Below are 14807 nucleotides of genomic sequence, written 5' to 3'. Positions count from 1 at the left end.
CGATTGCTTTCGCGCAAGTTTCATGCGGCGTCAATAGCGAGCGCTTGGCGTCGGACAATGAAGGGTTCCGTTCCTTGACGGCGGTCGCAAAGGGCGTGCCGTCCAATCTGCGAAACGAGAAGGGCGATAGCCTTGCAATGCTGGCGAGCTACCACAGGCATGTAGATGCAGTTGGGCAATGGCTTATCTTTTCTGGCGCGGCAACACACCACTGACGGTCGCAGCGATGTTCACTCGCACAGAAAGCGTTGAGCTCTTGTTCTCGCGCGGAGCCAAGGGCAAGGCTTGAGGAACTGGCAAGAGACACTAATAAAAGACTTCATTTTCATACAAATACAAAAATGGAGTTTTTTAAATTGAGACCATAGATTATTTTTATGAGGCCACGTTTTGGCAGTTGCCTCGAATCTCGTCTTCAAAGAGAAAGACGGACTTCTCTCTGTGAGTGACAACGGCATCTATATAACAATATAGTCATAAGATTCTTGACCAAAACACACAACCGCCGATAGATATTGTTCATTCTCGTCTTTGGAAAATAACATACCCAATTTGATGAGAACGCTTATCAATTAGAACTAGAATAGCCCTTAGGAAATGCGACGCGGTTGGACTCCCTCCTTACGTTTGCCTCCCATGGATTCCTTGAGTATTCATGGTTGAAGCTTGTTGTCTTCACACTTGTAGTAATGCCCATCACGATTGGTGTCCGCAATTCGATGGGTAAGCTGCACCATTGGCTCATTTTTGTTAGAGTTTGGAAAAGGATTTGATCATGGCGAGTGGAGAAGCCCCGCTAAGGTTGTCGAATCGGACGGCAATTGCCATCGATGAAGTGCTGACTGGTCGAAGGGCTGGTGGTCTCAGCAAATTGCTATTTGCCGGCCCAGCCGTCGTGGCATCGATTGCCTACATGGATCCCGGCAACTTTGCCACGAACCTTCAGGCAGGTGCGCAGTACGGCTATTCTCTGCTCTGGGTTGTGCTGGCTGCCAATGTCATTGCCATGCTATTCCAGGCGCTTTCGGCGAAACTCGGAATTGTGACCAACCGGAATCTCGCCGAAACATGTCGCGAGCATTTGCCGATGCCAGTGGTCTATGCGATGTGGGGCATCAGCGAGATTGCCGCGATGGCAACGGATGTCGCGGAATTCCTGGGCGGGGCGATAGGATTGTCGCTGCTGTTCCATCTACCGTTGCTTGGTGGCATGGTGGTAACGGGGGTGGTCACTTACGCGATTTTGCTGGCCGAAAAGCAGGGGTTCCGTCCGATCGAGTTGATCATCGGAGGGCTCGTCGCAGCAATTGCAATGTGCTACCTCGTCGAACTCTTTATGGTTCATGTGGCGTGGACTGCAGCGGCTCGCGGTACCTTCGTGCCGACGCTGCACTCAAGCCAGGCTTTGACGGTCGCGGCGGGGATTCTCGGCGCCACGGTCATGCCACATGCCATTTATCTGCACTCCGGCCTGACACAGAACCGCACGCCTGCCCGGACCGAGGAGGGGCGGCGGAAGCTGGTGCGCTTCTCCAATCGGGAAGTGATTATTGCCCTCACGCTCGCAGGTCTCGTCAACATGGCGATGGTCGTGATGGCGTCCGCTGCGTTTCACAAGGGGCACTCTGACATTGTCGAAATTGAAACCGCCTACCATACGCTGACTCCCTTGCTCGGTGCCGGTGCTGCGGCTGTTTTCCTCGTTTCGCTGCTTGCGGCCGGCGTTTCCAGTTCGGTCGTGGGAACGATGGCGGGACAAATGATCATGCAGGGCTTTGTTGGCTTTCGCATTCCGGTGTGGCTGCGTCGCATAGTGACGATGGTGCCGGCGTTTGTGGTGATCGCGTCAGGCGTAGATGCCACTGATGCGCTGGTATATAGCCAGGTAGTGTTGAGCTTCGCTCTTCCCGCGCCGATGATTGCTCTGGTGATCTTTACCCGTAGGCGCGACATCATGGGGGTGTTTGCAAACGGTCGCCTGGTTAATGCCGCCGCGATCCTCGGGACTGCGGTCATTCTTGTGCTCGACGCCATTCCGATTCTGCAAACCTTTGGTGTGAACATCCCAGGGTTGCGTGGTGCCTGACCGGCCGTGTCAATCGGAAACCAGGCTGTGCAAAGTACGTGGGAACATGTGGCAATGTTCGTTGTTGCAACGAGCGGCGGACTCGGTGGTTTATTGTGCCCCGAACTCGATAAAGCGCCAGGGTTGGCTGCCTCAACATCAGTACGGAGCCCGAATGACTTTAAGATGGTGTGGCAACGGATAACATAATTCCGTGTTGGAGCCCGAGCCAACGGAGCAGCCCTTTTGTTCACCCGTTGAGCAGCGCTTTTGCCACCATCCCCAACGAAACGCAGACCAGCACGCCGGCGAATCCGATCTGTACGTGCCGGGCAGACAGACGACGCGATGCGGCGCGCCCGACGATCATTCCGAGCACTGTTGTGAGGCTGAACAAAAGCGTGAGCATGAACGGGGGCGATGCGCCGGCTTCCATCGCCGAGACGACGCCGCCGCTGCCGACCAGGGCGACGACCATCAGCGAGGTGGCCACGACGCCGTGCATCGACACATTCGTGAGCTTGCGCAATATCGGCACAATGACGAATCCGCCGCCCACACCGAGCAGACCAGTCATCAAACCTGTCAATGCGCCGGTTCCTGCAAGCGCAGCGCCGGTTGCCCAGGTCCATGCGAGGCGCCCCGTGCGTGGATCGACACGGCCCACACAAATTGGCGACATCGTTTGCTCCGGGGTCTTCTGGCCGGTCGCCTGGGTGAGGAGACGAAGCGCAACGAGCAGCATCACCCCCGCAAACAGTTCGATCAGCAATCGCTGCGGCAGCTTGTGCGCGAGGCTTGCGCCGAGCGAAGTCACCGGCACGCCGGCGACCGCCATGAGCAACGCAGCGCGATACCGCACGAGGCCGCGGCGGAAGGCTTCAACCGCGCCGATCGCCGCACTGCCGGCAACAGCGATGAGCGCGACGGGCGATGCCTGCTGTATCGGCCAGCCCATCCCCACGACGAGTGCGGGAACCGCAAGAATGCCGCCGCCGGCACCGGTCAGGCCCAGAACAGCGCCGACAAGGGCGCCAAGAATCAGTGAAGTCAGCATGAGTGTGTTCGACAAGAGGAATTGGCCGCGAGACCGGCCGGCGCCGGCGCTACGCGGCACGACAGGGATGCTTACGCAATGCTCAGCCGACTATTTCCGGCTTCGCCAACCACTCACGGCCCTTGAGCATCGCGCGCCAGTAGAGCGGAGGCAGCACGCGCTCCTTCAGTAGCCACGCCAGTCGCGAGGGGCGCTTACCGTTGATCAGCCAGGCCGGGAATGAAGGTGCGACCTTGCCCCCGTACAGAAACTCCGCGAGCACGATCTTGCCGCGTGCAACCGTGAGCGGGCACGATCCGTAGCCGTCGTAAGCAGCTTGCCCGCGCGCCACTCCGAGACTCGCGAGCACGTTGTGGGCGACGACGGGGGCCTGCTTGCGCGCAGCCGCTGCCGTTTTTGCATTCGGCGCATTGATTACATCGCCTAGCGCGAAGATGTCGTCGAACTTCTTGTGACGTAACGTGTTCTGATCGACGTCGACCCAGCCGGCCTGATCGGCAAGGGGACTCGCGCGGATGAAGTCGGGCGCCGTTTGCGGCGGCACGACGTGGATCATCTCGAAGTCATGGGCGACCGACTCGACCGTGCCATCCGGAAGTACACGACGAAATGTGGCTACCTTACCGGGACCATCGATCGCAGTGAGGTTGTAACCGAAATTGAGTCCAATGTCGTACCGCTCGACATACTCCATCAACGCCGGGACATAGTCGGCAACGCCGAACAGGACGGCGCCCGCGTTGAACATCTGAACCTGGATGTCTTGCAGCCGGCCTGACCGCTCCCAGTAGTCCGACGACAGGTACATCGCCTTTTGCGGCGCGCCAGCGCATTTGATGGGCATCGGGGGCTGCGTGAAAATGGCACGGCCACGCTTCATCTCCCGTACGAGCTGCCACGTGTACGGTGCGAGATCGTAGCGATAGTTGGACGTCACGCCGTTGCGCCCGAGCGTTTCCGGAAGACCCGCAATCGCGCCCCAATCGAGCTTGAGCCCAGGGCACACGATCAGTTTTCGATAATGGATGGCACGGCAGCCTTCAAGAATCACAGCGTGATTGTCGGGTTCGAAAGCGGCGACGCCTGCCTTGATCCAGTGAACCTTTTGCGGCAAGACGGCCGCCATCGCGCGCGCCGTCGTCTCCGGTGTGAATATGCCCCCGCCCACCATCGTCCAGCCAGGCTGATAGTAATGCGTGTCCGCGGGGTCGATGACCGCGATGTCGAGTCGCGCGTCGCGCGCGAGGAGACTGGAGGCCACGGCAATGCCTGCGGCACCGGCGCCGACGATGACGATGTCGTGGCTTGCCGTCGCGACTCGTACCGGCAGCTTGCCGCTATTGGCAACGCGGTGAGCGAGCGCGCCCAGGTCGTAGCCGGCCGCTTTCGCGGCACCGAGAATATCCGGCAGGGGTTTCGACGACGCCTCGCACAGCCCCCATAACGTTGCCGCACGCATGCCCGTGCGGCAATAGGCAAGCACGGGCTTCTCGAGTTTTCGCATGAGCTCGCCGAATTGCATCGCGTCGTGGTCGCTGACCTTGCCCGATTCGACCGGCAGATAACAGGCCACGATACCCTGTGCGCGCGCGGCTGCCTCGATTTCGGCGAAGGTCGGTTGGTCGGGTCCTTCCCCGTCGGGCCGATTGCAAATGATTGCGCGATACCCCGCCGCACGAATCGCCGCCACATCGTTCGCCGCAATTTGCGGCGATACGGACAGGTCGTCCGTGAGCCTTCTGAATTCCATGCTTTTCTCCATTAATCCTGATATCCCGATGCGACGACTCAAACGGCGTTCAGCGGAATCTTGATGTACGAAATGCCGTTTTCCTCGGCTTCGGGCAATTGCCCGGCTCGCATGTTGACCTGCACCGATGGAAGGATCAGCTGAGGCATGTCGAGTCTGGCATCGCGCGCGGTGCGCATGGCGACGAAACTCGATTCGCTCGTTCCCTCGCGAACATGGATGTTGCGCTCGCGCTGCGTGGCGACCGTGCTGATGAATTGCAGCTCGCGGCCGCCGGGCTGGTAGTCGTGACACATATAGAGCTTCGTTTCGGGGGGCAGGCTCAGCACCTTGCTGATCGAGCGAAAGAGCGCCTTTGCGTCGCCGCCGGGAAAGTCGCAGCGCGCGGTGCCGTAGTCGGGCATGAACAGCGTGTCGCCCACGAAGGCTGCCATCTCCTCGCCATCGGTTACCACATAGGTCATGCATGCGGGCGTGTGGCCCGGCGTATGCATCGCGCGACCCTTCAGTCTGCCGATTTCGAACTCATCGCCGTCGGCGAGCAATCGGTCGAATTGCTTGCCGTCGCGTTTGAAATCGAGCCCGGCGTTGAAGAGCTTGCCGAACACCTCCTGCACGCGGATCACCTGCGCGCCGATTGCGATCTGGCCGCCGACTTTTTCCTTCAGATAAGGCGCGGCCGAAAGATGATCGGCATGCACGTGCGTCTCGAGCAGCCAGCGTACGTTCACGCCGAGTTCGCGAACGCGCTCAACGAGCTTGTCGGCGCTTTCCGTGCAGGTGCGCCCGGACTTCGGATCGAAGTCCAGCACGCTGTCGATCAATGCGCACTCGCGTGTGTCGGGATCCAGCAGCAAATAGCTGATCGTGGATGTCTTCGGATCGAAAAAGCCCTCGATAACCATTGGGCTTGCAGTACTCATTGTCGGCTCCTTGATGCAGATCAAACGGGTGGGGCCTCTTATGCAAGCCCTGTGCCATTCGCGGCTGCGCTCGCCGACGGCTTGCAACCACCTGATTCGAAAGATATTTCTTGTGCTCGCCGGACGTGGCTGATGGCGAATCGTGCGGTTGGGCTGCTGACACTGCCACAATTGGCAGTGTCGTGGCAGAGTTGGCAGAGGCACGCTATAGTGGAAGCCTCTTCCGAATGCTGTCGCGCATGAAATCGCACCTCCCCATCGCCGGTCCGGACTCTTTACCAACGGCCTCTGCTGACGAACCGGCGCCAGACGTTGGCGCTCTTGTCTCATACCTTGAGCACGACCCCCACCCCATGATCGTGCTCGACCCGCAATACCGGATTCTCGCGGCCAATACCGCGTACCAGCGTCAATTCGGTGTCGCCGGCGAACCGCATATCGGTCACAAGTGCTATCAGATCTCACACCACTACGATGTTCCCTGTGACCAGGCCGGCGAGCACTGTCCGATGAGGCGCGCGCGGGAGCTGGGTGGGCCGGATCGCGTACTTCACATTCACCACACGCCGCGCGGCCCTGAGCACGTCGATGTCGAACTGCGTCCGATATTTGGCGCCCCGCATGAAGTCATTGCTTATGTCGAGCGACTGGTGACGGTTCGCAGTGCGTCGGCCAAACCGAGCGCAGAGGGGCTGGTCGGCCGATCAGCCGCCTTCAATGAAGCGATCTCCGCGCTACAGCGCGTGGCACCGTCAAAGTTGCCGGTGCTGCTGCTAGGCGAATCCGGCACGGGAAAGGAGCTCTTTGCAAGTGCGCTACACGAGGCGAGCCCGCGCGCGCAGAGCCCGTTTGTGGTTGTCGATTGCTCCGGCATCGCGGAATCGTTGTTCGAGAGCGAGTTCTTCGGCTACGAGAGAGGCGCGTTTACGGGCGCCATGACGCGAAAGCCTGGGCTTGTGGAGACCGCGCAAGGTGGAACGCTTTTTCTGGATGAAATCGGTGACGTGCCGTTGTCGATGCAGGTGAAGCTGCTGCGGCTCATTGAGACGGGCACCTTTCGACGTGTGGGCGGCACCGAAACATTGCACTCCGACTTCCGTCTTGTTGCGGCCACGCATAAGCGTTTGCTCGAAATGACGCGTGACGGGCGATTCCGGGAGGACCTGTACTACAGGATCAGTGCGTTTCCAATCGGGCTGCCGCCACTGCGCGAGCGGCGTGGCGACATTGTGCTTCTCGTCGATTCGATTCTCCAGCGCATCGGCAACGCAGGTGATGCAGGCGGCCGCGCGCCGGGCCACAAGCCGACGGCCAGTCGCGAGGTACTTGCAAAACTCGAAGCTTATACATGGCCCGGCAATATTCGCGAATTACGCAACGTGCTCGAGCGCGCATGTCTTCTCTCCGATGGCGGTGTGATTCGACCCGAGCATTTACCGGAAAACATAGTGGAAGGCACTATGGAACGTTCAGGTATGGTCGAGCGGTCCTCGTCGACGCATTCATCGCACATAGTGTCGGATGATGAACTGGTGAACTTCGTGAAGGCGTTTTCCGGCACGCGCAAAGCACTCGCATCACATCTCGGATGGAGCGAGCGGACGCTCTACCGTCGCCTGAGAGAACTTGGTCTAAGTTCTTAAATGGCCAATTCAGCAACGTCTATCTGACGTCCCGCTCGATTCTCACGGGGTTGACCTACGCGTTCGGGCCCGTGACTGCGTATCTTGGCTACCAGCACCTCAGTGCACACACCTTGGGTGGAACGTTTAATCTCCCTCACGCTGAGACGCATGCAATCGTTTTGCCTGACGCACTCGCTTACAACAGTGCCGTTGCGGATGAGGCTATGGGTCGAATTGCCAGGGCGTTGAACGTAGACTCAGCGCCTGACGGTCTTTACCAACTCAATGAAGAACTTGGAGTTCCGCAAGGCCTTCGCGAGATTGGGTTGGACGAAGTCGACCTCGATTACGCGTGCAAGGTGGCCTTGTCGAATCCATATTGGAACCCTCGACCGATTGAGGAAGAACCGCTTAGAGCACTGCTACAGCGTGCCTGGGAGGGGGCGCGTCCCACCGCGTAACCCGCGGGCGTTGCTCCTTGAATTGTGATGTCGAACAATTCACGCAGGCATGGTGTGCCAATAGCGCTCCAGCGGTTGAAATACTACCGGGCCATAACCGGTGCGATGTCTTCGCCCACCGGCGCGTCCGCCGACGCAACATCAGGCGCAACATGGGACAGCTTCATCATGCGCGGCTGCAGCAGCAGCGCGACGAGCCCGCTCCAGCCGGTCTGATGCGAAGCGCCGACGCCGCGTCCATTGTCGCCGTGAAAGTACTCATGAAACAGGATGAGATCCTGCGACCGCGGGTCGGCTTGCAGCATCGGATAGGCAGCCATCGCGGGCCGCACGCCTCGCGCATCTTTGAGAAAGAGCGTGGCGACGCGCCGGGCAAGATCGTCGGCAATCTCGTTCAGCGAACAACTGTTGCCTGTTCCCGTCGGATAGGGAACGCGAAACTCATCGCCGTAGTAGCGATGGAACTCATACAGCGATTCGATCAGCAGGTAGTTGACCGGTATCCAGACCGGCCCGCGCCAGTTCGAATTGCCGCCGAAAACACGCGAGTCCGATTCGGCGGGGAGGTATTTGATACAGAAGCTCACGCCGTCATGGTCGTAGACGTACGGTGCGTCGCGATGCACACGGGACAGCGCTCGCACGCCGTGCTCGGAGAGAAACTCGTCTTCGTCGAGTGCGCGACGCAGCAGCGCTTTCATCCGATGTCCGCGCAACAGCGACAGCAGCGTGGTCCTACCCTTGCCAGGCTCCGTCCAGCGAGACACCAGCTTCGCCAGATTCGGCCGATGATCGAGAAACCACGCCAGCCGTTCACGCAAACCCGGCAGATGGCCGTACACGTCCTCCTCGAGCACATGAACGGCGAACAGCGGTATCAGGCCGACAATCGAGCGGATGCGCATCGGCACCCGGGTCCCGTCCGGAAGGTGCAGTACGTCATAGAAGAATTCGTCGCGTCCGTCCCATAAGCCGGTGCTGCAGACTTCGCTGCAACTGACCGCTTCCGCGATATACAGAAAATGCTCGAAGAACTTCACCGCGATTTCGACGTACGCGCAGTTCGTCATCGCCAGTTCGAGACCGATCTGCATCAGGTCGAGCGCGTACGAGGCCATCCATGCGGTGCCATCGGCCTGATCGATGCGGCCGCCGGTCGGCAGCGACGAAGACCGGTCGAAGATGCCGACATTGTCGAGTCCGAGAAAGCCGCCCTGGAATATGTTGCGGTCATCGGCGTCTTTGCGGTTGACCCACCACGAGAAATTAAGCAGCAGCTTGTGGAACATGACTTCGAGAAACTCATGATCGCCAACGCCTGTCACCTCGCGGTCGAGTTCATACACACGCCATGTTGCCCACGCATGAACAGGCGGGTTCGCGTCGCCGAACGCCCACTCGTAAGCGGGCAATTGCCCGTTCGGATGCATGTAGCGCTCCTTCACGAGCAGCTGCAATTGCTTCTTCGCGAAGTCGGGATCGATCATGGCGAACGCGACCGCATGAAACGCGAGGTCCCACGACGCGTACCATGGGTACTCCCACTTGTCGGGCATCGACACGATGTCGCCATTGCACATGTGCCGCCAGTCCGCGTTGCGGCCGTGCCTGCGCGCTCCTGGCGGCTTCGGTTGGCCGGGGTCGCCGTCCTGCCAGCGCGTCACGTCGAACTGGTAGTACTGCTTCGTCCACAGCATGCCGGCGAGCGCCTGACGCTGCACGAGCCGCGCATCGGCGTCGGTGATGTCGTGCTGAAGCGCCGCATAGAATTCGTCGGCCTCCGCTTGCCGCCGCGCGAAGAGGGCGTTCATGTCGAGCGGCACGTCATCCGAAGGCCGTTCGGCACGCCAGCGCAGATACACCACCGAGCGCTCATGAGGCGCGAACAGCAGGTCAACATGCGCAGCGGCGCGGGTGCCTCGGTCGCGCCGGATGGCCTGCTCGTCGCCGTCGACGAGGTAGTCATTGAAGCCGTCCTTGAACGGCCCCGGTCGTTCGATGCCGAAAATGCGACGCACATTCGTGTCGTTTTCGCAGAAGAGCCATTCGATCGGCTGCTGCGCCGCCGCCGTCACGATCATCGTTCCGAGTGCGGGATTGTGTGCGACCACGCACACGCCTTCCTTTGCATTCGGCTCCAGCGTGAGCGACGGCTTGCCGGGCTTGCCCGACCACGCCCAGCGGTTGCGCGCCCAGAATTGCGGCAACACATGAAGCGCCGCGCGCTGGTCCGCGCGGTTTTCGACGGTGACGCGCATCACGATATCGTCGGGTGTGTGCTTCGCATACTCGACGCAGACGTCAAAGTAGCGGTTATCGTCAAACACGCCCGTATCGAGGATTTCATATTCGGGCTGGTCGGCCCCGCGTCGCAGGTTTTCGTCGATCAGATCCTGGTACGGGTACGCGCCGTGAGGATACTTGTACAGCATCTTCATGTACGAATGCGTCGGCGTGCCGTCGAGATAGAAGTAAAGCTCCTTCACGTCCTCGCCGTGATTGCCTTGCTCATTCGTCAACCCGAACAGCCGTTCCTTGATGATCGGGTCGTGCCCGTTCCAGAGCGCGAGCGATACGCACCAGTCGAGCGGGTCGTTGCCGAATCCGGCAATGCCGTCCTCACCCCAGCGGTACATCCGGCTGCGCGCATGATCGTGTGGAAAGTAGTCCCATGCGGTGCCGCATTCGCTGTAGTCTTCGCGAACAGTGCCCCATTGCCGGTCGCTCAGATAAGGCCCCCAGCGGCGCCAGCGGTCGAGTTCCGGACCATGGAGACGGAAACCTTCGTTCGACTGGAGCAGATTGATTGCGCGTTCCGGTGGCATGGAACCTCCCGACCCGAAATCGACCATCCACGCGCTTAATGCGTGCATGTCGTTCCTTTTCAATCACGAGAGCGCCGTGTGCGCGATGCACATCAGGCGCTCGACATCTTCTCGACGGCACCTTAATGATAAGCGTGATCGCGCTGCCACGCGCGACCCGTGGACCAGCCTTGTGTTGCATACTTGAGCGAATCACATCGCCGGGGACATCGACATGGTTGCGGAGCTTGCCCACTCGTGGTTGACCTGCAGCGCACCTGTGGCCGCAGCACGGGCCGCCGGCCGCCCGCTCGTGGCGCTGGAATCGACCATCATCGCTCACGGCATGCCCTATCCGGAGAACGTTCGCACCGCGCGCGAGGTGGAGGCCTTGATCCGTGACCTGGGTGCCGAGCCCGCGACTATCGCACTGATCGGCGGGCGAATCCGCATCGGCCTTTCGGACGACGAGCTGGAACTGCTTGGCCGCTCGGACCAGGTACACAAGGTCAGCCGTCGCGACTTGCCGGCCGTGCTGGCCGGCGGCGGGCTCGGCGCCACGACAGTGGCTGGCACGATGATTTGTGCCGCCCTGGCCGGCATCGAGGTCTTCGTTACCGGCGGCATCGGCGGTGTGCACCGGGGCGCGCCGGACACCTTTGACATTTCGGCCGACCTGCAGGAACTGGCGAGGACCTCTGTGGCGGTGGTCTGCGCCGGTGCGAAGTCCATCCTGGACATCGGGCTCACTCTGGAATACCTGGAAACGCACGGCGTGCCTGTCCTCAGTTGCGAGCAGGACAATTTCGCTGCGTTTTACACGCGCGACAGCGGCTTTCGCGCGGACTTCAGGTTGGACGACGCAGCGCAGCAGGCTCGCTTCATCCGTACCAAGTGGGACCTGGGCCTCGTGGGTGGTGTGGTATTGAGCGCTCCGGTGCCGCAAGCGGCAGCGATGAGGTCGGAAGAGATCGACGCGCTGACGGAGCAGGCGCTTGCCGAGGCCGCGGCTGAAGGAATCACCGGTAAGGCCGTGACACCTTTCCTGCTGGCTCGCATCAAGGCACTGACGGGTGGACGCAGCCTGGCGACAAACATCGCGCTCGTGAAACACAATGCCGAAGTGGGGGCAAGACTGGCGCTGGCGTTGGCACACGCCGGGAACAGGGTAGGCGCGGCGTAGCCGTTGATCATCCAGCAATTTTCGCGCTGACGAACGGCTCCAGCAGTACGGCTGCAAGGTCGGCATGCTTATAGCTTCCCAGCGTATCGCCAGGGTCGTGCAGCAGCGATCTGCGCATAGGGATCGAGACACGCGCTTCATTCATCCGGCACTTCACCGAAGCACTTTCTTCTCACCCGAACGACGCGGCCCGCGAACTCGCGCCATGGCCCTGATCGCGAAGCACGCTTCACCCCGCACATGTTCGATCGACGCGGCCGCCGCGCACGGATGCGCTCCGGGACTAACGCTTGACCACGCGCCTTAGCGTCTCCGACGGCGTTTCCCCAAACAGTTTCTTGTAGTCGCTGGAAAAGCGCCCCAGATGCGTGAATCCCCAGCCCATTGCGATCGAAGAGATGTTCCGTTCGGAGCGATCGGCGAGCATGTCGCGGCGCACCGCTTCAAGGCGGTATTTCTTCAGATACGCCATGGGCGCCTGCCCAAAATGCAGCCTGAAGCCGTCGAACAGCTTGTAGCGAGACACGCCAGCCGCCCGCTCGATGTCTTCGAGCGTGAGATTCTCGTGCGCGTTGTCCTGAATGAATTGTCGCGCCCGCAACAAATAGTGCGGGCAGGACGGACTCAGCGCGTCGACGAGCGCTGCCGAATAGTTATGCGGCTGGGACAGCAGCAGCCCCTTGAGCAGCGCCTGCTCAAGGTCACCCGCCATTTGCAGGTGATTCACGAGCGGCCCGCTGCGTTCCATTTCCGTCAGCATGAACCTGACCATGCGCCACCAGGCGGCCTGGTCTCCGTTGATGGCGTCCATGCCGGGCTGGAACGTCAACGGCACATCGAGCGGACGTTGCAGCAGTCCTTCGAGCACCTGGCGCAGCGCGGGACGCGGAATCGCGACAATGATCTTGCGGCAATTGCCGGTGATCGCGAGGTCCTGGGCGTCATGCGGGGAAAGGATCAGCCCCTTGTCCTGGTCCGATTGCCAGAGGTGGCCGTGCGCCGCCAGCTCCTGCTCGCCGATCAGCGGCAGGCTGACGCTGTAGCAGTTGAGCGGGGCATCGGTGCTGACGGACACCGTCACGTCGGTGCCGTATTCGACATAGCCGAGCGTCGTCGACATCGCGCGCAGCACGGTGCCCGAGTGATGAAACTGCAGCTGTTGCGGGCTGTGCACGCGCAGCCAGTGCGGCCCGCAAATCGCCGCCATCCAGTCGCGCGCACCATCGAGGTCGCGACGTTCCGCTTCTACGCCACGGCTGTCGTGGCCGGCTTGCGTGTGCATCGGTTCACTTACCCTTTTACGTCACGCAAATTGTAAATGAGGTCAAACCCGACGCAAATCGGTGCGCACCCGGACGAATGCGGACGGGGCCGGTCGGCCCCGTCCGCCTCAAGACGTCTGATGATTGGTGTTGCTGTCAGCGAATTTCTCGTAGTACAGGCGGCCCCCCTCGATGCCCTGGTCGGCGAGCCATCGCTTGATCGCCTCGACCATCGGCGGCGGTCCGCACACATACATGTCGAACGGATTCGACTCGAGAAAGCCACGGTCGAAGTGCTCGGGAATCAGCCCGGTCTTGCCCTGCCACTGCGGCGCGGGGTTCATCACGACGATTTCGCAGGCGAAGTCGTCGATCTTCCCAGCGTAGTCCTTCAGGCGCTCGAGCTCGCACAGGTCACGCGCATTCGTTACGCCGTAGTAAAGCCGGACCGGCTGGCCGCAGCCGCCCTTTTGCGCAAGCTCGTCGAGCATGCCGAGGAAAGCCGACAACCCGGTGCCGCCCGCCACCATCACGAGCGGGCGCTCGGCCTCGCGCAGATAGAACGCGCCGAGCGGCGCTTCGAATTCGATCGTCTGGCCCGGCTGGCAGCGCTCCCGCATGTAGTTGCTCATTACGCCGTCCGGCAGCAGACGGATCAGGAACTGCAGCTGATTGCCGTCGTTCGGCCGGTTGGCGAACGAATACGACCGCCAGGCCCCGGTCTCGGGTACCTGCAGGCGCGCGTATTGGCCCGGCAGAAAATCCAGGCGCCGCGGATGGGCGCCGGCATCGAGGTGCAGGATCGCGGTCGTTTCCGAGACCTGCTGCACGTGGGTGACCTGCGCGGATACGACGCTCGTGCCGCCCGCCTGGCACAGGCTCGAGTCGTAGTCGAAATAGAACGACGCATCGGACTGCACGCGCGTCTGGCACGACAGCATCTTGCGCTGGGCCAGATCGTCGGTAGACAGCGTTTCCTCGTCGACGTAGTCCTGGCTGTAGCTGCCCGATTCGCAGCGCCCCTGACAGGTGCCGCAGACGCCCTCGCGGCAGTCGAGCGGGATGTTCACGCCGTTGCGAAGCGCCGCGTCGAGCAGGATCTCGTTCGGCCGGACGTCGAAGAAGACGGTTTTGCCGTCGGCAAAACTGAAGGCGACCTTGTGGCTCATGATGACGCGCTCCCGCTCACAGATGATAGAAATCGAGCACCGCGTTAATGCGGTCGTTGAGCAGCAGGACGTGCTTACGCGCGATCTTCCAGCTCTCGCCTTCGGCGCGCAGGTGATAGGTCACCCGGCCGAAGAAATGCTCGGCCACGCCATGGCGCGTATAGAACGTCGCCCAGTTGGCCTTGACTTCGAGCAAGCCGCCTTCGAGCTCGGCGATTCGCACGTTGCTGACCTGATGCATGGTGCGCGGCAGCGGCGTCGAGGCCGCCGACTTGCCCGTGCGCAGTCGGAAGACGCGATCTTCGAGGCCTGAGCGGTTCGTGTAGTAGATCAGCGACATGCCGCGTTTCGGGTCCGTCGTGTACACGTGCTCGGAATCCCACTGCGGCACATGGAACTCGCTCTGCGCGTCGAAGAGGTCCAGATACTCGTCCCAGCGCTGGGCGTCGCACAGCTCGGCCTTGCGATAGAGAAACTGCTCGATGGAATATTGCAACTGTTGCATGGC

11 protein-coding genes and 1 pseudogene are annotated in these 14807 nt (G+C 61.0%); 4 read left to right on the top strand and 8 right to left on the bottom strand.

The features are described 5' to 3' along the window. Positions 1-775: 775 nt before the first annotated feature. A complete protein-coding gene (locus FVF58_RS17340) occupies positions 776-2086 on the top strand; it encodes an Nramp family divalent metal transporter (RefSeq protein WP_149671095.1) in 1311 nt (436 codons plus the stop codon). 229 nt (positions 2087-2315) lie between these two features. Here FVF58_RS17340 and FVF58_RS17335 read toward each other — a convergent pair whose 3' ends face one another. The 3 genes from FVF58_RS17335 to FVF58_RS17325 form a co-directional block, all read right to left on the bottom strand. After that, on the bottom strand, positions 2316-3122 hold the full coding sequence (locus tag FVF58_RS17335) for a sulfite exporter TauE/SafE family protein (protein ID WP_149671094.1): 807 nt from the start codon (positions 3120-3122) through the stop codon (positions 2316-2318). Between the two features lie 82 nt (positions 3123-3204). After that, entirely contained in the window at positions 3205-4872 is a 1668-nt protein-coding gene (locus FVF58_RS17330; protein WP_149671093.1) for a bifunctional protein tyrosine phosphatase family protein/NAD(P)/FAD-dependent oxidoreductase, read from the bottom strand. Between the two features lie 38 nt (positions 4873-4910). Next, the gene (locus tag FVF58_RS17325; protein ID WP_149671092.1) at positions 4911-5795 is read right to left on the bottom strand and encodes an MBL fold metallo-hydrolase; all 885 of its coding nucleotides are present in this window, start codon (positions 5793-5795) and stop codon (positions 4911-4913) included. Positions 5796-6148: 353 nt separating this feature from the next. On the opposite strand from FVF58_RS17325, the gene FVF58_RS17320 reads away from it, so the two are divergent. Beyond that, positions 6149-7438, top strand: coding sequence for a sigma-54 interaction domain-containing protein (locus FVF58_RS17320; protein ID WP_246217098.1), 1290 nt, complete (start codon positions 6149-6151; stop codon positions 7436-7438). After that, complete coding sequence (locus FVF58_RS55190) at positions 7384-7881, top strand: dehydroquinate synthase/iron-containing alcohol dehydrogenase family protein (protein WP_149671090.1); 498 nt, start codon at positions 7384-7386, stop codon at positions 7879-7881. Before FVF58_RS17320 ends, FVF58_RS55190 begins: the two co-directional genes overlap by 55 nt. 83 nt (positions 7882-7964) lie before the next feature. Here FVF58_RS55190 and FVF58_RS17310 read toward each other — a convergent pair whose 3' ends face one another. Continuing rightward, on the bottom strand, positions 7965-10706 hold the full coding sequence (locus FVF58_RS17310; protein WP_149671089.1) for an MGH1-like glycoside hydrolase domain-containing protein: 2742 nt from the start codon (positions 10704-10706) through the stop codon (positions 7965-7967). A gap of 214 nt (positions 10707-10920) precedes the next feature. Here FVF58_RS17310 and FVF58_RS17305 point away from each other — a divergent pair, with 214 nt between their 5' ends. Then, on the top strand, positions 10921-11868 hold the full coding sequence (locus FVF58_RS17305) for a pseudouridine-5'-phosphate glycosidase (RefSeq protein WP_149671088.1): 948 nt from the start codon (positions 10921-10923) through the stop codon (positions 11866-11868). Between the two features lie 5 nt (positions 11869-11873). On the opposite strand, the pseudogene FVF58_RS17300 reads toward FVF58_RS17305, so the two are convergent. From FVF58_RS17300 to antB, 4 genes and pseudogenes are all read right to left on the bottom strand, one after another. Continuing rightward, positions 11874-11977 (bottom strand): annotated as a pseudogene (locus FVF58_RS17300) (phosphohydrolase); the annotation flags it as partial. Positions 11978-12151: 174 nt separating this feature from the next. Beyond that, a complete protein-coding gene (locus FVF58_RS17295) occupies positions 12152-13150 on the bottom strand; it encodes an AraC family transcriptional regulator (RefSeq protein WP_149671087.1) in 999 nt (332 codons plus the stop codon). A 108-nt stretch (positions 13151-13258) separates the two neighbouring features. After that, positions 13259-14299: an anthranilate 1,2-dioxygenase electron transfer component AntC gene (antC, locus tag FVF58_RS17290; protein WP_149671086.1), complete on the bottom strand. Its 1041-nt coding sequence runs from the start codon at positions 14297-14299 to the stop codon at positions 13259-13261. A gap of 16 nt (positions 14300-14315) precedes the next feature. Further along, positions 14316-14804 carry an anthranilate 1,2-dioxygenase small subunit gene (antB, locus tag FVF58_RS17285; RefSeq protein WP_149671085.1) on the bottom strand — a complete coding sequence of 163 codons (489 nt, stop codon included), beginning with the start codon at positions 14802-14804 and terminating at the stop codon, positions 14316-14318. Between the last annotated feature and the right edge of the window lie 3 nt (positions 14805-14807).

Source organism: Paraburkholderia panacisoli (genome assembly GCF_008369935.1).
Taxonomy (GTDB): domain Bacteria; phylum Pseudomonadota; class Gammaproteobacteria; order Burkholderiales; family Burkholderiaceae; genus Paraburkholderia; species Paraburkholderia panacisoli.
Note: the sequence above shows the minus strand (reverse complement) of the source record. Positions and strands in the feature narration are given on the sequence as shown.